Below are 20651 nucleotides of genomic sequence, written 5' to 3'. Positions count from 1 at the left end.
GTTTATGGCACTGGACAATGCGACGGACTTTTCGATGTCCCGGCAAGCAATGAAGGCCGAGCTGCTGGATGCGGAAACCGAACTGAAACTGGCGTATGCCTGGCGCGATGAGCGTGATGAAAAAGCGTTACACCGTCTGATCACCGCTTATATGCGGCTGGCGATTTCGATGGCGGCCAAGTTCAAACGCTATGGCGCGCCGATGAACGATCTTATTCAGGAGGCCGGCTTGGGCCTTATGAAAGCCGCAGACAAATTTGACCCGGATCGCGGCGTGCGCTTTTCGACCTATGCCGTTTGGTGGATCAAGGCGAGCATTCAGGACTACGTGATGCGGAACTGGTCGATGGTTCGGACAGGGTCCACTTCGGCTCAGAAGTCCCTGTTCTTCAACATGCGGCGTGTTCAGGCCCGGCTGGAACGTGAAGCCGCCACCGAAGGTCAGGATCTGGACCGCCATCAGCTGCATCAAATGATCGCTACGGAAATTGGGGTTCCCCTGCGCGACGTTGAGATGATGGAAGGGCGCCTGTCCGGCTCTGATTTTTCCCTGAATGCCGTTCAATCAACCGATGAAGAAGGGCGAGAGTGGATCGACGCTTTGGAAGACGATCGTGAACAGGCCGCTGAAGCAGTTGAACACCGCCACGATACAGAGCAATTGCGCGAGTGGCTGTTGACCGCGATGAATGCGCTGAATGAACGCGAACGTTTCATTGTGCGCGAACGCAAGCTGAGAGAGCCCGCGCGCACACTGGAAAGCCTTGGTATGGAGCTGGGTTTGTCCAAAGAACGCGTGCGCCAGCTAGAGGCCGCGGCCTTCGCGAAGATGCGCAAGAACCTTGAAGCCCAGTCGCGTGAGGTGCAACACTTCATCGCATGAAACAACTTGCGATTCTTGTGTGTGTTCTTGGTCTTGCGGTTGCGCTGGTGCGGCCCGGGCTGGCTGATGAACTTATTCCCGATGATGCTGTGTCCAAGATGCGGGACGCCGATGTTGTGATCCTGGGTGAGGTCCACGACAACCCCAGACACCATCTTGTTCAGGCCAAAGCGCTTGAGGTTATCTCGCCTTCGGCTGTCGTTTGGGAAATGGTTACCGAAGAGGGCGCGCAGCGGCTTGCGCAAAAAGCCGTTGCAGACCCTGAGCAGTTGAACCGTATTCTGGATTGGGCGGAAAGCGGTTGGCCTCCTCTCAGCATGTACTATCCGGTGTTTGCGGCCTCAAGCGCGCCGGTCTACGGGGCGATGGTTCCGCGTGCCGCCGCCCGTAACGCTATGGAACGTGGTGCCGCCACGGCACTGGGTGCAGACGCGGCGCGTTATGGTCTGAATATACCGCTGAAGTCCAAAGAGCAGGCAGCGCGCGAGGCTGACCAGTTGGCGGCGCATTGCGATGCTCTTCCGGCTGAGATGTTGCCCCAGATGGTTGCGATCCAGCGCCTGCGCGATGCTGTACTGGCCCGCACGGTGGTACGTGCGATGGAAGAAACCGGGGGGCCGGTTGCCGTGATCACTGGAAACGGTCATGCGCGAAAGGACCGGGGTATACCGACCTTTCTCTCGAGCCTTCAGCCTGGATGGAAAGTGTTAGCCATCGGGCAATCCGAGGATGGAGCGATCGACGGTGATTTCGATATCGTAATCGACAGCCCCATGGTCGAGCGTGAAGACCCCTGTGCGGCGTTTCAGGTTCAGAATTAATCGCTGGAACTACCTGCAGGCCTTGCCTAATGTCGGGCCGACCGGGACAGGAAGGGCTGAACATGCTGTCATCCAAACGCATTCTGCTGATCATCGGTGGCGGGATCGCGGCCTATAAGTCGTTGGACCTGATCCGCAGGCTACGTGAACGTGGCGCTGACGTGACCCCAGTTTTGACGCGCGCGGCGGAAGAGTTTGTGACGCCACTGTCTGTGTCTGCACTGGCGGGTGAAAAGGTCTATCGCGATCTGTTCGACCTTACCGATGAGGCCGAGATGGGGCATATCCAGCTGTCACGCTCCGCGGATCTGATCGTCGTGGCCCCTGCAACGGCGGACCTGATGGGCAAGATGGCCGGTGGGCTGGCCAACGATCTGGCATCGACTCTTCTGATGGCCACGGACACGCCTGTATTGTGTGCGCCCGCGATGAATGTGCGGATGTGGGATCACCCGGCAACGCAACGAAACCTGAAGCAGCTTCAGGCAGACGGTGTGCGATTTGTCGGCCCGAACGAAGGCGACATGGCTTGCGGCGAATACGGTCCTGGGCGCATGTCCGAACCGCTGGAGATTGTCGCAGCAGTTGAGGCTCAATTGTCTACAGGCCCTTTGGCGGGCAAGCGCGTGCTGGTGACGTCTGGCCCGACGCACGAACCGATTGATCCGGTGCGGTATATCGCGAACCGGTCGTCCGGGGCACAGGGCTCTGCCTTGGCGCGGGCGCTGGCGGATTTGGGGGCCGAGGTGATTTTTGTGACTGGTCCCGCCGAAGTGCCGCCCCCCGCAGGTGTACAAACCGTGCCCGTCGAAACAGCACAACAGATGTCTGACGCGGTTGATGCCGCTCTGCCAGTTGATGCGGGCGTGTTTGCGGCGGCTGTCGCGGATTGGCGCGTTGCCAGCGCGTCAGATAAGAAGCTGAAGAAGAGTCGTGACGGCCTGCCTGTACTGGAATTCGCCGAAAACCCGGACATTTTGAAACGTGTATCCCGGATGGAAGCAAATCGCCCGTCGTTGGTTGTTGGCTTCGCGGCTGAGACAGACAATGTGATTGAACACGCAACCGCCAAGCGCCTTCGCAAAGGCTGCGACTGGATCGTCGCCAATGATGTCAGTCCGACGACCGGTATCATGGGCGGATCCGAGAATGCGGTCATCCTGATCTCGGACAACGGAGCCGAGGAATGGCCCCGGCTGGGCAAGGATGAGGTGGCGCGACGGTTGGCTGCAAAGATCGCAGACACGTTGGCGGACTGAAGGAAAGGCAAGGGCATGGTTGCAATTCGAGTGATCCGCGAAGACGGAGCAGACCCCGCCGTAGCGCTTCCATCTTATGAAACGTCCGGGGCGGCTGGGGCGGACGTGCGCGCCAACCTGCCCGACGGCGTGTCGATATCTCTGGAGCCTGGTCAACGCGCACTCGTGCCGACAGGTCTGCGTATCGAAATCCCGCAAGGGTATGAGGTTCAGGTCCGTCCGCGCTCGGGCCTCGCGTTGAAACACGGGATCACGTTGCCCAATACGCCGGGTACCATCGACAGCGATTATCGCGGACCCATAGGCGTCATCGTCATGAATGCAGGTCAGGACCGGTTCGAGATTGCGCATGGCGACCGTATCGCGCAGCTGGTGGTCGCGCCGGTCGTGCAGGCCACGTTTGAACTGACCCAGGCATTGGGCAATACGGGTCGCGGGACTGGTGGTTTCGGCTCGACCGGGCGCGGCTGATGCTGTTGGTTTTCATTCTGGCCGCTGGACTGTGGGGTGTCGGTTATATCGCAGGCACGTCAAAAACAGCACGCGTGGTTTCGGTTAGCATGCTGCTGGCGGGGGTCATTCTGTCTCATCTGATCTTGCCGGATGGGCACCCGCTTCGAGAGGCAACCGGTGGGTCTGCGGCGCTGTGGCTGATCCTTGTGGGTTTCGCCGTCGCAGTTTTGTTGTATGGCAGAGGGTTGAAAGCCCTGCGCAACCGCGCAGCATCAGCTTCAGACCAGGAGCCTGCCATGCCCTCTGACCGATTTACCGAGACCGAGCTGGACCGCTATGCCCGCCATATCGTTTTGCGTGAACTGGGTGGACCTGGTCAGAAAAAGCTGAAGAAGGCCCGCGTTCTGGTGATTGGCGCAGGTGGACTGGGCGCGCCGGCGTTGCAATATCTGGCAGCCGCGGGCGTTGGCACAATCGGTATCATCGATGATGACGTCGTCGAGAATGCCAACCTGCAGCGACAGGTCATTCATCGTGATGCGGATATCGAGATGCCCAAGGTCTTCTCGGCCCAGCGGGCGATGGAGGCGCAAAACCCGAACGTGGTGGTTCTGCCCTATCATCGCCGGTTGAGCGATGAAATTGCGACCGATCTGTTTGCCGATTTCGATCTGATCCTTGACGGAACCGACAATTTTGAGACCCGTTACCTTGCCAACCGAACGGCTGTCGCGCTGGGCAAGCCGCTGATCTCGGGGGCGTTATCGCAGTGGGAAGGGCAGCTGAGTGTGTTTGACCCGGCCAATGGCAGCCCCTGCTATCAGTGCATTTTCCCCGAGGCTCCGGCCCCCGGTCTGGCCCCGTCCTGTTCCGAGGCCGGAGTGATCGGCCCGCTGCCGGGGGTTGTCGGATCAATGATGGCTGTTGAGGCGATCAAGGTGATCACAGGTGCTGGCATGGCGTTGCGTGGCGAGATGCTGATCTATGACGCGCTGTATGGGGAAAGCCGCAAGATCACTCTGACCCGCCGCGTTGATTGCCCCGTCTGCGGTGCCGCAGAGGATTAACCTTTCTTTACGTGGGTTGGGGGTTCTGGAACATCCGGCCATGGCGGCTTAGCTATAGGGTCAAAGGAGATCTGCATGACCAACCCGATCCTGTCCAACTGGACCACCCCTTTTCAAATTGCCCCTTTCGCCGATATTTCCGATGACGATTTCTCACCCGCCTTGGATAGGGCGATGAAGGCTCATAACGCCCAGATCGACGCGATTGCGGAGAACGCAGAGGCGCCGACTTTTGCCAATACTATTGAGGCTTTGGAGGCTGCGGGCGAGCAGCTGGACAAGGTTCTGTCGGTCTTCTTCACCGTTGCAGGCGCAGACAGCAATCCCAAACGCGAAGAGCTACAGCGCGAATTTTCCCCCAAGCTATCGGCGCATTTTTCGGGTATTTCGTCTAACAAAGTGCTGTTCAAACGCGTTGCCGACCTTTGGGCGCGTCGCGATGATCTGAACCTGACCGAAGAACAGGCCCGTGTGCTGATGTTGACCCATCGGGGCTTTGTGCGTGCCGGTGCGGCGTTGGAAGGGGACGAAGACGCCCGCATGCAAGAGATCAAATCGCGCCTCGCCTCATTGGGCACGTCCTTTACCCAAAATCTGCTGGCGGATGAGCGGGATTGGTTCATGGACCTGACCGAAGAGGATTTGCAGGGCCTGCCGGATTTCGTCGTGGACGCAACCCGCGCTGCGGGGCAAGAGAAGGAAGCCGAAGGGCCAGTGGTTACCTTGTCACGGTCACTGATTGTGCCATTCCTGCAGTTTTCGCCCCGTCGGGACATGCGTGAAAAAGCCTATCGCGCCTGGGTTGCGCGTGGCGCCAATGGTGGAGAATCCGATAACCGCGACATCGCGGCCGAGATTTTGGCGCTGCGCGAGGAACGCGCCAATCTGCTGGGCTATGACAATTTCGCAAACTATAAGCTGGAAACCGAAATGGCCCGCACGCCGGATCGCGTGCGTGAGCTGTTGATGCAGGTGTGGGAACCGGCTAAATCCCGTGCCGATACTGATGCGGATGTCCTGACGCAAATGATGCAGGACGACGGCATCAACGGACCGCTGGAAGCCTGGGATTGGCGTTACTACGCTGAAAGGCGGCGCAAGGTTGAACACGATCTGGATGAGGCGGCGTTGAAACCCTACCTACAGCTGGATCGTATGATCGAGGCTTCATTTGCTTGTGCCAACCGGCTGTTCGGGTTGGAGTTCAAACCGTTGGACGTGCCGCTTTATCACCAAGACTGCCGAGCCTGGGAAGTCACACGCGACGGACAGCACATTGCTGTATTCATCGGCGACTACTTTGCACGGGGATCCAAGCGATCTGGCGCGTGGTGCAGCGCGATGCGGGCCCAAGCGAAGTTCCCGCAGGAACAGGCGCCGGTTGTCATCAATGTCTGTAACTTTGCCAAGGGTGATCCCGCGCTGCTGTCTTATGATGATGCGCGAACCTTGTTCCATGAGTTCGGCCACGCCCTGCACCAGATGCTGTCCAACGTGACCTATGAAAGCATCTCGGGCACTTCGGTGGCGCGCGATTTCGTCGAACTGCCCAGCCAGCTTTATGAACATTGGCTGGAAGTGCCCGAGGTTTTGGCCGAGTTTGCGACTCATGCCGAAACGGGCGAACCGATGCCGCAGGAGATGCTGGAGAAGGTGTTGAAAGCGGCAAATTTCGATCAGGGGTTCCAAACGGTGGAATATGTCGCCTCGGCCCTTGTTGATCTGGCCTTCCATGATGGCGAAGCCCCAGCAGATCCAATGGCAAAACAGTCAGAGGTTCTGGCCAATTTGGGGATGCCAAATGCCATTGGAATGCGCCATGCCACGCCTCACTTTGCCCATGTCTTTGCAGGTGATGGCTATAGCTCGGGCTACTACAGCTATATGTGGTCCGAGGTGATGGATGCCGACGCTTTTGCCGCCTTTGAAGAGGCGGGCGGTGCCTTTGATCCCGAACGCGCCAAAGCGTTGGAAGACAACATCCTGTCCACTGGGGGTTCACGCGAGGCGGAGGACTTGTATCTGGCGTTTCGGGGACGATTGCCTGGTGTTGAGGCCTTGCTGAAAGGCCGTGGCCTGATCGCCGCCTGAATTCAGTAGCCCAAAGTGCGATCTACGAGGTGCACAAAGGGCTCACCGGCCTCACCCCGCCGGATGTTTTCGCAAATGACCTGCGCGGCGGTTACCGGGCGGGTCTCTGAAGCGATATGAGGCGTCACAGTGACACTCGGATGTGCCCAATAGGGGTGATCGGTGGGCAAGGGCTCGATACGGAACACATCCAGTGTTGCGTGATCGATCTGGCCCGAGTTCAGGGCATCCAACAGCGCATCGTCATCGATCAGCGGGCCGCGACCCGGGTTGATGATACGAGCCCCCTTGGGCAGCAAGGCCAGCGTTTCGGCATTCAGGGCGTTTTCAGTCGCAGGGGTGTCGGGCAGCAACAGAACCAGAATTTCAGCCTGAGAAAGCGCTTCTCGCAACCCCTCGGGACCATGTAAGCAGGTCACGCCAGGGATTTCTTTGGCGGTGCGGCTCCAGCCTGTGACCTGAAAATTCAGCGTAGCTAGGGCGCGGGCCGCAGCCTCACCCAATGCGCCAAGGCCCAGAATGCAGACGTTGCGCTCTTGCGCCAGTGGCGGCGCGTCCGGGGCCCACGTGCTGTCCTGCACGGTGATGTGCCGGTCCATCCCCAGATGGTAGCGCAGAACGTGGCCCACCACCCATTCAGTCATGCCTTGTGTCAGCCCATGATCCACCATCCGTGCCAATGGGGCGGTTAGGGTATCATTATCCGCTATTTTTTCGACCCCGGCCCAGAGGCTCAGTACCGCTTTCAGACGCGTGAAAGGCGAGAAATCGTTCACTCCGCCGTTCGGGGCGTAGACGACGTAGTCGACCTGATCCGGTTCAAACTCGGTTCCAATCTGGACGTCCACGCCAGCCTCATCAAGATATTGCGTGAGCAACGGTTGATACACGGGCCAAAGGGCAGGGCGCGCGGAAAACAGGACGTTTACGGGCATCGAAGGCCTTTCCTATTAACGGGGACGGTGGATATGGGCACTTTGGACGATGCCAAAGGCCGCCATCAGAACCAACATGGCCGAACCGCCATAGCTGACCATTGGCAATGGCACGCCCACGACTGGCGCCATGCCCATCACCATCGACATGTTGACGGCAAAAAACAGGAAGAAGTTCAGAGCGATGCCCAGAGTGACCAGCGACGAGAACCGGTCCTTGGTGGCCAGCGCAGTCACCATGCAAAACACAAGGATCAGAGCGTAGAGAACCAGGAGCGTGATACCGCCGACAAACCCGAATTCTTCCGCGAGAGTCGTGAAGATGAAATCGGTGTGTTTCTCGGGTAAAAAGTTCAGTCGGGATTGCGTGCCCTGCATGAACCCACGCCCGTTCCATCCTCCGGATCCCAACGCAATTTTGGACTGGGTGATGTGATACCCGGCGCCCAGAGGATCGGTAGAGGGATCCAGAAACGTGTCGATCCGGCGGAACTGATAATCCTTGAGCAATTGCCACTCAGTCCCGCGACTGTTGAACACGGCCGCGATCAGGCCCACGACCGCGGCAATGACGGCGGCAAAATAGGCCCAGTGGACACCCGCGAGAAACATCAACCCGCCACCGGCAGCCAACAGCAGGATCGACGTGCCAAGATCCGGTTGCTTTAGAACCAGAAGCGTGGGCAGGATAATCAGGATCACCGGGATAAAGACCCAAAGCGGGCGGGAAGTCTTGTGTGATGGAAGCCAGTCGTAATAGGCCGCCAGAACCATGACCAGTGCAACCTTCATCACCTCTGAGGGTTGCAGACGCATGAAACCTAGGTCGATCCAGCGCTGTGCACCCATGCCGATAGTGCCGAACAATTCCACAAACACCAGCAAAGCCACAGAACCAAGATAGGCCAGCACGGACATGTTGCGCCAGAACCAGATTGGAACCAGTGCAATGATGAACATCGCTGTCAGACCAAGCCCAAAACGTTCCATCTGCGGCTCTGCCCAGGGCGTCCACGACCCGCCCGCGACAGAATACAGCATCAGGAAGCCTGCGCTGGCTGTGCTGATCAGCAGCAGTGTCAATGGCCAGTTCATGAACAGAAATTTGCGAAATCCTGACGGTGTGGATTTAACCGCGTATTCAAGATAGCTCATGCGCGGTCCTTTTCGTCCGGACGCGCTTTGGGGCGTCGATCGCCCTCGAGCCGTTTTTGTTGTTCCTTGATACGTTCGCGGTCGGCAACGGGGTACGCCTCGAGTGGAGGGGTGCCGTTGTAGAGCGCCTGAAGCATGATATCGCGAGCCACCGGTGCCGCTGCTTTGGATCCACCGCCGCCATGTTCAACAACGACCGCAATCGCGTATTTGGGTTTGTCGTATGGGGCAAAGCTGACAAACAGCGCGTGGTCGCGGCGTTCCCATGGCAAGTCTTCGTTCCGTATTACCCCTGCTGCCCTTTCCGCCTTGGTGATATTGCGAACCTGACTGGTGCCGGTTTTGCCTGCCATGCGGAACTCATCAGCGATGATACGGCTGCGATAGGCCGTACCGCGTCGATCGTTTGATACCGACCACATCGCCTCTCGGATGTGTTTGAGACTGTTGGGGTTAATTTCGAGTGGTTCACCCGCGCCGCTGGGCTGTTCAATCCCGTTGACAGTTCTCACCAAACGAGGCGAGACAGCACGTCCAGTAGCGATCCGCGCGGTCATCACGGCCAATTGCATGGGCGAGGCCAACATGAAGCCCTGCCCGATGGATGCATTGGCTGTATCGCCAATAAGCCATTCTTGGCCGTGCACCCGTTGCTTCCATTCCTGGTTTGGTGCCAACCCGGCGCGCACAGCTGACATGGGTATGTCGTGCTTGATACCCAATCCAAGGGCGCGGGCCATTTCCGAGATTCTATCGATCCCGACCTTCAGTGCCACATCATAGTAGTAAACATCGCAGCTGCGCTTCAGCGATGTGTTGAGGTCCACCATGCCGTGACCTCCGCGTTTCCAGCAATGGAAGCGGCGGCTGCCAACTTTCAAATGGCCGGGGCAATAGACGGTGTTGCCGGGACCTATGACACCAGCTTCAAGCGCGGCCAATGCAGTAACCATCTTGAACGTTGAACCCGGCGGGTAGGTGCCCTGCACCGTTTTATTGGCCAGCGGGCGATATTTGTCCTGCGTCAGGAATTGGTAATCCGCGACCGAGATTCCGCGAACAAACAGATTGGGGTCGAAACTGGGGGCCGAGGCCATCGCGCGCAGATCACCGGTTTCGCAATCGATGACAACGGCGGCAGCGCTTTCTCCGGCGAGACGGGCCTGCGCGTATTGTTGCAGGTCCGCATCGACGGACAATTGCAGGTCGGCTCCGGGCTGACCTTCTTGCCTGTCCAACTCGCGCATGACACGACCGGTTGCGTTAACTTCGACACGCTTGGCACCGGCCTTGCCGCGTAGTGAGATTTCCTGTTTCGCCTCAAGGCCGACCTTGCCGATCTGAAACCGGGGGATTCGCAGAACGGGCTCTGGATCTTCGATCTGGCTGAGATCATAGTCGCTGACCGGACCGACATAGCCGACGATATGGGCAAAATCCTCATAGCGTGGGTATTGCCGCGTCAGGCCCACCTCGGGCGTTACACCCGGCAGGGCCGGGGCATTGACGGCGACTTTCGATATGTCTTCCCAGGTGACCTGATCCGCCAGAGTCACTGGCAGGAACGGGGCCGAGCGGCGCATTTCGGTCTGGGCGCGCTCAATTTCATCATCGTTAAGCGGGATTAATTCCGACAACTTGGCGATCACTTTGTCTACATCACCTGCGTCTTCACGCACGATGACGATGCGGTATGACGGCGAGTTCTGACCGATGATCTGACCGTTGCGGTCATAGATACGCCCGCGGGTTGGTGGGATCAGACGAATGTTGATGCGGTTTTCTTCAGCCAACAGGCGGTATTCATCGGCCTGGTCCACCTGCATAAAGCGCATCCGCGCGGCCAGCCCGCCGATAAAAGCCGCCTGTAAACCGCCCAATACCAGCGCTCTGCGTGGCAGACGTTTATAGGCAAGGCCCTGAGATTTGGGTTTGCGTTGCTTCATGCCCGGCTCCCCACGGATCCGGCATCTGCGGCAGACATGCGGCGGACACCAAAAACGCTTTGGCTCAGCAGCACGATGACCGGGTAGAAGGCGATTGTCAGTACAAGTTGAATCACAACTGGCCACAAAGCGGCCTGCTGCACCGACAAGATCGACAGAACAACTCTGTTCATTAAAAAGACCGTAGAAATCACCACGCTGACGGACATCCATTCCCCGGCAAATCCGCCGTCCTTCATACTTGGGGCGGCCGAGCGCAGATAGGCCGTGCCAAATACCACAATGGCGGCCAGAAGACCGGGCGGGCGTTGCAGAAGAAGGTCCGCCATCAACATGACAAACGCAACCAGCAGTGTTGGAACATAATCGGGGCGCCGTATTACCCAGGCAAAGGTCAGCGCAATCAGCACATCAGGAAAGGGCCAGCGATCTGGTTGAGCGTCGAGCGGCAGCAAATGAAGGAACAGCACGACGCAGGCCAGCGATGCATAGAGGCCGCGCATAGCCCAATTTTGAGAGGCCGGCTTATCCATCGCTTACCTCATCCGGGGCAAGCGCTGCCTCGGGCCGCGTTGGTCCGACGATCCCGCCCGGGTCCTGAATGGGGGGGGCCGAATGGAAGCGCAAAACCCGAAGAAACTCGAGCCGTTCGAAATCCGCCGACAAGCGCACGCGCAGGCGACCGCCCGGATCCGCAGCAATCTGGCCGATCAGCAGGCCGGCCGGAAACACACCACCGTCGCCGGACGTGATAACGCGATCACCGGGGCGGACCAGTTCCCGGTTCTCAAGAAACTCGACCACCGGGGCCGGATGGTTATCTCCTTTAATCAGTGCGGTCTGACCAGAAGGTTGAATGGTCGCGGGAATGGCGCTGGTGGCATCCGTCACCAGGATTACCCTGGCCGTATCCGGACCGACGCCGGAAATCCGGCCAACCAGCCCGATACCATCCATCGTGGCCCAGCCATCGACGATCCCGTCGCGCTCACCTACATTCAACAAAACGGACTGGCGAAAGGGTGATCCGCTGTCAGCCATCACAACACCTGTGATGTATGTCAGGCGCGGGTCGAGGCGTACATTGTTCAGGTCCAACAGCCGAGCGTTTTCCTGTTCCAACTGTAGCGCGGCCTCCTTCCAGGCGCGCATCAGGCGCAATTCGCTGCGCAGTTCGCGATTTTGCTCACTCAGGCGCTGATAGCTTTGGAAATCGCGGACAAGATTCACGGTGGCGGTCACAGGCACCATGGCCCAATCCATCGAGGGCACAACCGCGTCCACCACCTGCGCGCGGAATCGTTCCACGCGTGGACTGTCGATCCGCCAAACCAGAAAGATGCCGAGCAGGCACAAAATGACAATCCCCAGCAGCAGACGCCGTAGGGGGGTCGTGTAGTCATCGCGCTGTGATCGGTCTTTTGCCACAGGTTACCTTCCCGTGCTGCTCGTGCCGAATTAAGCCTGCCCCTAAAGGGTGCGCGCCTTAGCTTTCGTAGTCAATCGCGTGGCGCAGCTGTTTTTCGTATTCTAGCGCTTTGCCGGTGCCCAAAGCCACACAATTCAGGCTTTCGTCCGCGATGGACACGGCCAGACCGGTCTGTTCGCGCAGGGCAAGATCCAGATCGCCCAACAGCGCGCCACCACCGGTCAGCATGACGCCACGGTCGACAATGTCCGCTGCCAGATCGGGCGGCGTCGTCTCAAGCGCGGTCATTACCGCTTCGCAAATCTGCTGCACGGGTTCGGACAGGGCTTCGGCGACCTGGGCCTGGCTGATCTCGATTTCCTTGGGCACGCCATTCAACAGGTCGCGGCCCCGGATGTGCATCGACTGGCCGCGGCCGTCATCGGGCATACGGGCAGTACCAATGGTGGTCTTGATACGCTCGGCGGTGGATTCACCGACCAGCAGGTTCTGCTGACGACGCAGGTACGAGATGATGGCTTCGTCCATTCGGTCGCCACCAACTCGAACAGAGCGGGCGTAAACGATGTCGCCGAGCGACAGAACGGCCACTTCGGTTGTGCCGCCACCGATATCGACGACCATGTTGCCGGTTGGGTCGGTGATGGGCATGCCGGCACCAATCGCGGCTGCAATCGGTTCAGCAATCAGGCCCGCGCGACGTGCGCCCGCAGACAGTACCGACTGGCGGATTGCGCGTTTCTCAACCGGGGTCGCGCCATGGGGAACGCAAACGATGATCTTGGGTTTCGAGAATGTCGAGCGCTTGTGAACCTTGCGGATAAAGTGCTTGATCATTTCTTCGGCGGTATCGAAGTCGGCAATTACGCCTTCGCGCATGGGGCGGATGGCTTCGATCGAACCGGGCGTCCGGCCCAGCATCAGCTTGGCATCTTCGCCAACGGCCAGAACTTTCTTCACACCGTCTTTTACGTGGTAGGCAACCACGGAAGGCTCAGACAGGATGACACCGCGCCCCTTGACGTAAACCAGCGTGTTCGCCGTTCCAAGGTCGATGGCCATGTCCGCTGTGAACAGGCCGCCCAGATTGCCAAAGATCCCCATGTTTCCCCTGATCCTGTATGTCGGTTTTTCTACTGCCCGCGACTCGACGGTTCCGGGACGGATGACTTATAGGGTGCCATCACGCCCGGTAAAAGGGCTGATTCCGCGACAATCAGCACCTTTCCGCCTTATTGAATGGGACTTTAGAAGGCAAAATGCTCTCTTATCAACACATTTACCACGCCGGGAATCTGGCTGATGTCCAAAAGCACGCTTTACTGGCGTGGGTGCTGAATTATCTGACGCGCAAGGACAAGCCGCTCAGCTATATCGAAACGCATTCCGGGCGGGGATTGTACAAGTTGGACGCAAACGAATCCGTTCGAACAGGTGAGGCTGCGGCGGGGATCGAGCGCGCAAAACGAGAAAAGTGGTTCGGACCCGAACATCCGATGGCGCGGGTTCTGGAAAGCGTGCAGGCCCGGCAAGGTGCCGCGGCCTATCCGGGCTCGCCGATGATTGCGGCCAGTTTGTTGCGGGAACAGGACAGTCTGCATTTTTCGGAACTCCATCCTCAGGAATACGCGGCCCTGTCTTTGGCAATGTCACCCTTTGGGGCCAAGGTATACCAACAGGACGGGTTTGAACTGGCACAGTCCCTGCTGCCTCCGACGCCACGCCGGGGAATGTTGCTGATTGACCCAAGCTATGAAATGAAGACCGATTACGACCGCCTGCCTGGTGTGATTGCCAAGCTGCACCGCAAATGGAATGTCGGTGTGATTGCGCTGTGGTACCCGGTGCTGACGGACAAACGTCACGCCCGGATGATCGCGGCGCTCAAGTCGCAAAACTTCCCCAAGGCCATTTGTCATGAGGTGACGTTTCCGCCTGCGCGCGAGGGGCATCGAATGGTGGGATCAGGGATGTTTGTGCTGAATGCGCCGTTTGGTATCGAGGACGAAACGAGACGACTGTCGCAGCTATTCTCAGGCCTTTGACGTTAATCGGCAGAATTCAACAGATGCTCAAGCCATGTTTGCCTGCATCAGAGATGCCGCTAAACACGTTGGCCCGGCAGCGCGCCGAAAGCGCTACCGGGCCCAAAGCTGCAAGGGAGTTCGGCGCAACCGGGCAACCGCTGGCGCCAGAGTCCTTCACTGCGCCTTTTTTCGATCAGGTCAGATCTTTGTAGCTGATTTCGCGGGCATCCGCCCCCGGGCCGGTCTTTTCCCGGCGCACAATCAGGCGGTTCAGCGCGTGGATATAGGCTTTGGCCGAGGCCACGACAGTATCCGTGTTCGCCGATTGACCAGTTGCGATCATGCCATCTTCTTCCAGTCTGACCGAGACTGTGGCTTGCGCATCGGTGCCTTCTGTCACTGCATGTACCTGATACAGCTGCAAACGAGCTGTATTGGGATAAATCGCACGGATCGCCTTGAAGGTCGCGTCTACCGGCCCGTCACCATGTTCAGTGGCGATGACGTCCTTGCTGTCAACTTCCAACTCGACCGTCGATTCAGCCTGGCCGCCGGTGCCGCAGGTGACTTTCATCGATACCAATTGCAGATAGTCGTCGGCCTCATCCAGCATCATCAGCGCAATGAGATCGTCGTCGAATACTTCCTTCTTGCGATCCGCAAGATCCTTGAACCGCACGAAGATATCCTTGAGTTGATTGTCACCAACTTCAAAGCCCAGCGTTTCCAGCTTATCGCGCAGAGCCGCGCGCCCCGAGTGTTTGCCCAGAGGCAGGGATGTGCCCGACAGGCCGATATCCTCGGGGCGCATAATCTCGAAATTGTCGCGGTTCTTCAGCATGCCGTCCTGGTGGATGCCGCTTTCGTGTGCAAACGCGTTTTTGCCGACGATGGCCTTGTTGAACTGAACGTTGAAGCCCGACACAGTGGCGACCCGGCGCGAGATATGCATGATCTTGGTCGTGTCGATCCCGGTGTGGTAGGGCATGATGTCATTGCGTGTGCGCATTGCCATCACGACTTCTTCCAACGCAGTGTTGCCGGCACGCTCGCCCAGACCATTGATGGTGCATTCGATCTGGCGTGCGCCACCGATCACGGCCGCCAGCGAGTTCGCTGTCGCCATACCAAGATCGTTGTGGCAGTGGGTGGCAAAGATCACCTCATCTGCGCCCGGAACCGTCTCGATCAGGCGTTTGATCAGGTCAGCGGATTCCAACGGCGCGGTATACCCCACTGTGTCGGGGATGTTGATCGTGGTCGCACCAGCCTTGATTGCGATTTCGATCACGCGGCACAGGTAATCCCATTCGGTCCGTGTTGCATCCATTGGCGACCACTGCACGTTTTCGCACAGATTGCGGGCATGGCTGACCGTTTCGTGGATTTTATCTGCCATTTCGTCCTGGGTCAGGTTCGGAATGGCTCGGTGCAGCGGAGAGGTGCCGATGAAGGTGTGAATGCGGTTCTGTTCCGCGTGTTTGACCGCCTCCCAGCAGCGGTCGATATCGGCAAAATTGGCGCGGGCCAGACCGCAGATACGGCTGTTTTTCGAGCGTTGGGCGATCTCGGATACGGCCTTGAAATCACCTTCCGAGGCGATCGGAAAACCGGCTTCGATGATGTCGACGCCCATCTCGTCCAGCAGCTCGGCAATCTCAAGCTTTTCGTCATGGGTCATGGTTGCGCCGGGACTCTGTTCGCCGTCGCGCAAAGTGGTATCGAAGATCAAGACGCGGTCTTGGTCGGTCACGTTGGTCATGGGAATCTCTTTCTTGTCTGTCCTAAAGCCTATGGCGCGCTGGCGTCCTCCTCTGAGCGGGCGCGCCGGATGGCACGCTCAGAGGCGGATTAGGATCAGTAGGCCACGCAGAGACGCACCGCGAAGGGCGGTGTCGGCAAATGGGATATCTGCGCGGTTGATCATGTGGTTGAGGTTATACAGACGACGGCAGGAATGAAAAGAACCAATTTTCGACATGTTGAGGTGCACGGGGTACCTTATACCATTTCCCTTGATTGATCCGCTCATGCCGCTAGCTGATCGCAGATGGATACAGCGTTGATTATTGGTGCTTCCGGCGGAATTGGCGCGGCGATGTGCGAGCAATTGGAGGCGCAGGCCGTTTCGGTGAAACGCCTCTCCCGCTCGATTGATGGGTTTAATCTGATGGAATCCGATACAGCTATCAGGATGCTTGATAGCCTTACTGGCCCGTTCGACCTGGTTCTCGTCGCGTCGGGGGCATTGGAAATTGATGGCGCATCGCCGGAAAAGACCGTTCGATCTGTTTCGGCAAAGGCGATGATGGATCAGTTTGCGTTGAATGCAGTTGGTCCGGCACTGGTATTGAGCCGGGCACATCATCTGTTACCACGAAAGAGGCGTTCAGTCTTCGCGGTTTTGTCGGCGCGGGTGGGATCCATCGGTGACAACAGGATGGGGGGCTGGATCAGTTACCGCGCGGCCAAGGCGGCGGTTAATCAGATTGTTCATACCTCGGCAATTGAATTGTCTCGGACGCACAAACGGGCGACTTGTGTCGCGCTGCATCCCGGTACGGTGAAGACTGAGTTCACTCAAAAGTACCTGAACCGGCATCCCGCCGTTGAACCAGAGGAAGCTTCCAGCAACTTGTTGTCTGTGATCCGTGGGTTGACCCCAGCGGATACCGGCGGGTTTTATGACTGGGCCGGAAAACCTGTTCCCTGGTGAGTGATCAATTGTCAGAAGCTTCACGTTCTATGGTCTCTGCTCCCGCATCGGTCTGCTGTGCCGGAGTGTCTGGGGTGCTCTGCTGGTCCGGGGTTTGATTTGGCAAAACTCCGTTTTCCCAGATGCCGGTTTCCTCTTGCCCGTTGGCATAGCGCATGGTTCCGCTGCCTTGCCTCTTGTTGTCGACAAAGTTGCCCTCATAGACGTCGCCATTCGAATAGGTCGCGATACCTTCGCCATTGATTTTTCCATCGGACCAGTCACCGTCAAACTTGAATCCGGCAGGGGTCACGATTTGCCCTTTACCGTGCCGTTTTCCGTTCAGGAAATCCCCGGTGTATACCGTGCCGTCAGAGTAGGTTGCCTTGCCTTTGCCCTGACGGACCCCATCGATCCAGTCACCGTCATAGACCGAACCGTCTGCGCGGGTCACCACACCCTTGCCATGGCTTTGCGCGTTTTTGAACTGGCCTTTGTAAATCATCCCAGTTGTATAGGTTGCTGTGCCCTGACCCTCGATAACACCTGCGATCCATTCACCCTCGTAAGTTGAACCGTCGGGATAGGTGATGCGGCCATTTCCTTCTGCCAGATCGGCCACGAAATCGCCGACATAAACTGAGCCGTCGGGATAGGTGAGCTCACCCAGCCCTTCTATCTGACCCTGATTCCAGTCGCCAGTGTACACAAAACCATCTGTTCCAGTGAACGTGCCCTTACCATGGCGGCGATCATCTACGAAATCGCCCTCATACACGTCCCCTGCTGCGTGTGTTACTTTGCCCTTTCCCGAACGGCGGCCTTCGACCAGTTCGCCTTCGTAGACGTCGCCATTGGCATAGGTCAGGCGGCCTGTCCCGGTGATCTGGTCTTGCGCCCATTCGCCCTCATATACCAATCCATCCGGCATCTTCTGGGTGCCTGTACCATCGCGCAAGCCAGCGTTAACGTCGCCTTCGTAAACGCCGCCATCGGCATAGGTGATCTTGGCTTTGCCTTGCCGTTGACCGTTCACCCAGTCACCGTCGTAGACGTACCCGTCGGAAAAGGTCAATTTGCCTTTGCCGTGCCGTTGTGCATCTTTGAACTCACCCTCATAGCGCGAGCCATTGGCAAATTCAGCAACGCCAGCGCCGTTGATGGATCCGCCGGACCATTCGCCGTCATAGCTGCTGCCATTGGCATAAACGATCTTGCCGCGCCCTTCAGGCTGACCTTTAGCAAACGAACCCTCGTAAACCGATCCATCGGGGTATTTGGTGATGCCCCGGCCCTGAATTTCGCCTTCCACCCACTGGCCGGTGTATTCGAATCCGTTCGGCAGCCGATACGTTCCCGTCCCGTGTCGCAGGCCGTTTTCATAGGTGCCCTCATAGACGCCACCCACTTCGTCATCCTTGACGATAATCGTGCCGTCCTGCGCCAAAGCGGTCGCGGCTGCCAGGCTCATCACCACAGCCCCAATTGAGTTTCGGATCACGTTCATTATTGGTCCTGCCTGCCCGGTCATCTTTGGTTGCATCCCTTTGCGCAAAACTAAGGTACCGTCGAGGGCAGAGCAACGGGTTTTGCCGCATTGGCCTTTTACTCGCGCGGTGATCTGCTAAATGGCAATAGGACTGACGAGGCAAGAGGGCAGCATGGCCGACCGTTTCCGCATTACTCTGGCGCAACAGAACCCGACCGTGGGGGATATCGAAGGCAACGTCGCCAAGGTCGTTGCCGCGTGGGAACAGGGTAGGGTGGAGGGTGCCGATCTGGTGGCTTTCCCTGAGATGTTCATCACCGGCTACAACACGCAGGATCTGGTTCTGAAGCCGGTGTTCCATCGCGCGGCCATGGAGGCGGTCGAGTCTCTGGCCGAGAATTGCGCCGAAGGGCCCGCGATTGCCATAGGTGGTCCTTGGGTCGAGGACAGAAAGCTGTACAACGCTTACCTGATCCTGAAGGGGGGACGGATAACCAGCAAGGTTCTGAAGCACCACCTGCCGAATGAGACAGTGTTTGACGAAGTACGCCTATATGATGCGGGTCCTCTTGGTGGGCCGTATTCGGTCGGCAATTTCCGGATTGGCAGCCCGATCTGCGAGGATAGCTGGCACCCGGATGTGGCCGAAACGCTGGAGGAAACCGGTGCCGAATTTCTGCTGATCCCCAATGGATCACCCTATTTCCGAAACAAATACGATGTGCGTCTGAACCATATGGTCGCGCGTGTGGTTGAGACTGGCCTGCCGCTGATCTACCTGAACATGGTTGGCGGGCAGGACGATCAGGTCTTTGACGGTGCCAGCTTTGGCCTCAACCCGGGCGGAGAGCTGGCCTTCCGGATGGCTGTGTTCGACGAAGCGGTTACTCAGGTGGATCTTGAGCGAGGTGATGATGGCTGGCGCATTGTGCCTGCGGAGATCGTGCCTCAGCCGGATGTGTGGGAGCAGGACTATCGCGCGATGGTACAATCCCTGCGCGATTACATGGGCAAGACCGGCTTCAAAAAGGCATTGCTGGGATTGTCCGGCGGCGTCGATTCCGCATTGGTGGCAACCATCGCGGTAGACGCTATTGGCGCTGACAATGTTCGCTGCGTGATGCTGCCATCGGAATATACCAGCCAGGAATCACTGGACGATGCCGAGGCCGTCGCCAAGGCGCTTGGCGTGCACTATGACTATGTGCCGATTGCTGAAAGCCGGGCAGCTGTCACAAACACCTTGGCCCCATTATTTGCAGGGTTGGACGAGGGGCTGACCGAGGAGAATATTCAGTCTCGCCTGCGCGGTCTTTTGCTGATGGCGATCTCGAACAAGTTCGGCGAGATGCTGTTGACCACCGGCAACAAATCCGAGGTCGCGGTTGGCTATGCCACGATCTATGGCGACATGAATGGTGGCTATAATCCGATCAAGGATCTGTACAAAACCCGCGTGTTCGAAACATGCCGCTGGCGCAACGCCAATCATCGCGACTGGATGATGGGGCCTGAGGGCGAGGTGATCCGCCCTTCGGTCATCGACAAACCCCCAAGCGCCGAACTGCGCGAGGATCAGAAGGACAGTGACAGCTTGCCCGACTACCCGGTGCTGGATGGGATACTGGACATTCTGGTCGATCAGGATGGGTCGATCGCAGATTGTGTCGCCGCCGGGTTTGACGAGGTCGATGCGCGACGGGTCGAACATCTGGTCTATATCAGCGAGTATAAACGGTTCCAGTCCGCTCCGGGCACGCGCTTGAGCAAGCGGGCATTCTGGCTGGATCGGCGGTACCCGATTGTGAATCGCTGGCGCGACCGTCACTGAAAATTTAAGTTTCACCTAGATTATTGGAAACAGTGAAGTTTCCCTGGCGTGTATTGTTCCCCTTCGGAGGGGTTTTGCGTGTGAAATGGGGCAAAAAAGACCGCCCCAGACTTGTTCGGGTGACATTTTTCTGCCACATTTTTGCTTGGAAGTTGCCCAATGTGGGGCGGATGAGACGCATTGTTTGTCGAAGGCGCAAAGCTAATTTTGGTGAACGCGGCGCATCCGGGGTTGGATGTCTGAGTGAATGGTTTGGTGTTGTTATGTACGAGGAATATGGAAGACCGTTTCATGCACTTTTGAAATGGCGGACAATGGAGTCTCCGCCGCAAGAGTTGGATGAAGAGAAGCTGGATGCTGCGATTGCCGATCTGTTGAATGAGCAGCGGCAGTCAGAAGATCGGGCTGTGGCCACGTTGCGGCCCGAGTTTCCGAAATTGATTCCGCAGGAAGACGTGACTGCGCAAGCGGCACTGAAGGACACACGGTTGTCCGTAATCTTGCGCCAGAAATGGGCGGAACTGTCCGGCGCGGCGTAGCCTTCGAGCCGCAATCACAATCTCTGGCGTC

General features: G+C 58.1%; 18 protein-coding genes. 10 read left to right on the top strand and 8 right to left on the bottom strand.

Annotated features, from left to right (window positions below):
- The first annotated feature begins 4 nt into the window (after window positions 1-4).
- The 6 genes from ACR0K5_RS11970 (at window position 5) to ACR0K5_RS11945 (ending at window position 6574) form a co-directional block, all read left to right on the top strand.
- On the top strand, window positions 5-883 hold the full coding sequence (locus ACR0K5_RS11970) for an RNA polymerase factor sigma-32 (RefSeq protein ID WP_480629879.1): 879 nt from the start codon (window positions 5-7) through the stop codon (window positions 881-883).
- A complete protein-coding gene (locus ACR0K5_RS11965; RefSeq protein WP_480629878.1) occupies window positions 880-1704 on the top strand; it encodes a ChaN family lipoprotein in 825 nt (274 codons plus the stop codon). Before ACR0K5_RS11970 ends, ACR0K5_RS11965 begins: the two co-directional genes overlap by 4 nt.
- A 62-nt stretch (window positions 1705-1766) precedes the next feature.
- Entirely contained in the window at window positions 1767-2963 is a 1197-nt protein-coding gene (coaBC, locus tag ACR0K5_RS11960) for a bifunctional phosphopantothenoylcysteine decarboxylase/phosphopantothenate--cysteine ligase CoaBC (protein ID WP_480629877.1), read from the top strand.
- 15 nt (window positions 2964-2978) lie between these two features.
- Complete coding sequence (gene dut / locus ACR0K5_RS11955; RefSeq protein ID WP_480629876.1) at window positions 2979-3434, top strand: dUTP diphosphatase; 456 nt, start codon at window positions 2979-2981, stop codon at window positions 3432-3434.
- A complete protein-coding gene (locus tag ACR0K5_RS11950; RefSeq protein ID WP_480629875.1) occupies window positions 3434-4483 on the top strand; it encodes a HesA/MoeB/ThiF family protein in 1050 nt (349 codons plus the stop codon). Before dut ends, ACR0K5_RS11950 begins: the two co-directional genes overlap by 1 nt.
- Before the next feature lie 75 nt (window positions 4484-4558).
- Window positions 4559-6574, top strand: coding sequence for a M3 family metallopeptidase (locus tag ACR0K5_RS11945; protein ID WP_480629874.1), 2016 nt, complete (start codon window positions 4559-4561; stop codon window positions 6572-6574).
- 2 nt (window positions 6575-6576) lie between these two features.
- Here ACR0K5_RS11945 and ACR0K5_RS11940 read toward each other — a convergent pair whose 3' ends face one another.
- The 6 genes from ACR0K5_RS11940 to ACR0K5_RS11915 are packed head-to-tail and all read right to left on the bottom strand — an operon-like array spanning window position 6577 to window position 13143.
- On the bottom strand, window positions 6577-7509 hold the full coding sequence (locus ACR0K5_RS11940; RefSeq protein WP_480629873.1) for a 2-hydroxyacid dehydrogenase: 933 nt from the start codon (window positions 7507-7509) through the stop codon (window positions 6577-6579).
- A gap of 15 nt (window positions 7510-7524) precedes the next feature.
- A complete protein-coding gene (gene rodA / locus ACR0K5_RS11935; RefSeq protein WP_480629872.1) occupies window positions 7525-8664 on the bottom strand; it encodes a rod shape-determining protein RodA in 1140 nt (379 codons plus the stop codon).
- Entirely contained in the window at window positions 8661-10610 is a 1950-nt protein-coding gene (gene mrdA / locus ACR0K5_RS11930) for a penicillin-binding protein 2 (RefSeq protein ID WP_480629871.1), read from the bottom strand. Before mrdA ends, rodA begins: the two co-directional genes overlap by 4 nt.
- A complete protein-coding gene (locus ACR0K5_RS11925) occupies window positions 10607-11143 on the bottom strand; it encodes a rod shape-determining protein MreD (RefSeq protein ID WP_480629870.1) in 537 nt (178 codons plus the stop codon). The genes mrdA and ACR0K5_RS11925 overlap by 4 nt, the downstream gene beginning before the upstream one ends.
- Window positions 11136-12038, bottom strand: a complete 903-nt coding sequence (gene mreC, locus ACR0K5_RS11920; protein WP_480629869.1) for a rod shape-determining protein MreC — start codon at window positions 12036-12038, stop codon at window positions 11136-11138. Before mreC ends, ACR0K5_RS11925 begins: the two co-directional genes overlap by 8 nt.
- A 58-nt stretch (window positions 12039-12096) precedes the next feature.
- Entirely contained in the window at window positions 12097-13143 is a 1047-nt protein-coding gene (locus ACR0K5_RS11915; RefSeq protein WP_039523195.1) for a rod shape-determining protein, read from the bottom strand.
- Between the two features lie 155 nt (window positions 13144-13298).
- Here ACR0K5_RS11915 and ACR0K5_RS11910 point away from each other — a divergent pair, with 155 nt between their 5' ends.
- The gene (locus ACR0K5_RS11910; protein ID WP_480629868.1) at window positions 13299-14084 is read left to right on the top strand and encodes a 23S rRNA (adenine(2030)-N(6))-methyltransferase RlmJ; all 786 of its coding nucleotides are present in this window, start codon (window positions 13299-13301) and stop codon (window positions 14082-14084) included.
- Window positions 14085-14259: 175 nt separating this feature from the next.
- Here the strand turns inward: ACR0K5_RS11910 and ACR0K5_RS11905 are convergent, their stop codons facing one another.
- Window positions 14260-15828: a 2-isopropylmalate synthase gene (locus ACR0K5_RS11905; RefSeq protein ID WP_480629867.1), complete on the bottom strand. Its 1569-nt coding sequence runs from the start codon at window positions 15826-15828 to the stop codon at window positions 14260-14262.
- A 288-nt stretch (window positions 15829-16116) separates the two neighbouring features.
- Here ACR0K5_RS11905 and ACR0K5_RS11900 point away from each other — a divergent pair, with 288 nt between their 5' ends.
- Complete coding sequence (locus tag ACR0K5_RS11900) at window positions 16117-16782, top strand: SDR family NAD(P)-dependent oxidoreductase (protein ID WP_480629866.1); 666 nt, start codon at window positions 16117-16119, stop codon at window positions 16780-16782.
- 4 nt (window positions 16783-16786) lie between these two features.
- Here ACR0K5_RS11900 and ACR0K5_RS11895 read toward each other — a convergent pair whose 3' ends face one another.
- Window positions 16787-18268 carry an MORN repeat-containing protein gene (locus ACR0K5_RS11895; RefSeq protein ID WP_480630056.1) on the bottom strand — a complete coding sequence of 494 codons (1482 nt, stop codon included), beginning with the start codon at window positions 18266-18268 and terminating at the stop codon, window positions 16787-16789.
- A 154-nt stretch (window positions 18269-18422) separates the two neighbouring features.
- Here ACR0K5_RS11895 and ACR0K5_RS11890 point away from each other — a divergent pair, with 154 nt between their 5' ends.
- Complete coding sequence (locus tag ACR0K5_RS11890; RefSeq protein ID WP_480629865.1) at window positions 18423-20081, top strand: NAD+ synthase; 1659 nt, start codon at window positions 18423-18425, stop codon at window positions 20079-20081.
- Window positions 20082-20251: 170 nt separating this feature from the next.
- On the top strand, window positions 20252-20620 hold the full coding sequence (locus tag ACR0K5_RS11885; RefSeq protein ID WP_480629864.1) for a hypothetical protein: 369 nt from the start codon (window positions 20252-20254) through the stop codon (window positions 20618-20620).
- The last annotated feature ends 31 nt before the right edge of the window (window positions 20621-20651 follow it).

The organism is Ruegeria sp. AB9, assembly GCF_056542585.1.
The sequence above is the reverse complement of the archived record's forward strand: the minus strand, read 5'-3'. Positions and strand labels throughout refer to the sequence as shown.

Excerpts from the sequence above, each read along its gene's own strand:
- ACR0K5_RS11910 (WP_480629868.1), top strand. The coding sequence starts at position 13,299 with ATGCTCTCTTATCAACACATTTACCACGCCGGGAATCTGGCTGATGTC.
- ACR0K5_RS11970 (WP_480629879.1), top strand. The coding sequence starts at position 5 with ATGGCACTGGACAATGCGACGGACTTTTCGATGTCCCGGCAAGCAATG.
- coaBC (WP_480629877.1), top strand. The coding sequence starts at position 1,767 with ATGCTGTCATCCAAACGCATTCTGCTGATCATCGGTGGCGGGATCGCG.
- ACR0K5_RS11895 (WP_480630056.1), bottom strand. The coding sequence starts at position 18,268 with ATGAACGTGATCCGAAACTCAATTGGGGCTGTGGTGATGAGCCTGGCA.
- ACR0K5_RS11885 (WP_480629864.1), top strand. The coding sequence starts at position 20,252 with ATGAGACGCATTGTTTGTCGAAGGCGCAAAGCTAATTTTGGTGAACGC.
- ACR0K5_RS11940 (WP_480629873.1), bottom strand. The coding sequence starts at position 7,509 with ATGCCCGTAAACGTCCTGTTTTCCGCGCGCCCTGCCCTTTGGCCCGTG.
- ACR0K5_RS11905 (WP_480629867.1), bottom strand. The coding sequence starts at position 15,828 with ATGACCAACGTGACCGACCAAGACCGCGTCTTGATCTTCGATACCACT.
- ACR0K5_RS11925 (WP_480629870.1), bottom strand. The coding sequence starts at position 11,143 with ATGGATAAGCCGGCCTCTCAAAATTGGGCTATGCGCGGCCTCTATGCA.
- mrdA (WP_480629871.1), bottom strand. The coding sequence starts at position 10,610 with ATGAAGCAACGCAAACCCAAATCTCAGGGCCTTGCCTATAAACGTCTG.
- ACR0K5_RS11945 (WP_480629874.1), top strand. The coding sequence starts at position 4,559 with ATGACCAACCCGATCCTGTCCAACTGGACCACCCCTTTTCAAATTGCC.
- ACR0K5_RS11965 (WP_480629878.1), top strand. The coding sequence starts at position 880 with ATGAAACAACTTGCGATTCTTGTGTGTGTTCTTGGTCTTGCGGTTGCG.
- dut (WP_480629876.1), top strand. The coding sequence starts at position 2,979 with ATGGTTGCAATTCGAGTGATCCGCGAAGACGGAGCAGACCCCGCCGTA.
- ACR0K5_RS11915 (WP_039523195.1), bottom strand. The coding sequence starts at position 13,143 with ATGGGGATCTTTGGCAATCTGGGCGGCCTGTTCACAGCGGACATGGCC.
- ACR0K5_RS11890 (WP_480629865.1), top strand. The coding sequence starts at position 18,423 with ATGGCCGACCGTTTCCGCATTACTCTGGCGCAACAGAACCCGACCGTG.
- ACR0K5_RS11900 (WP_480629866.1), top strand. The coding sequence starts at position 16,117 with ATGGATACAGCGTTGATTATTGGTGCTTCCGGCGGAATTGGCGCGGCG.
- ACR0K5_RS11950 (WP_480629875.1), top strand. The coding sequence starts at position 3,434 with ATGCTGTTGGTTTTCATTCTGGCCGCTGGACTGTGGGGTGTCGGTTAT.
- rodA (WP_480629872.1), bottom strand. The coding sequence starts at position 8,664 with ATGAGCTATCTTGAATACGCGGTTAAATCCACACCGTCAGGATTTCGC.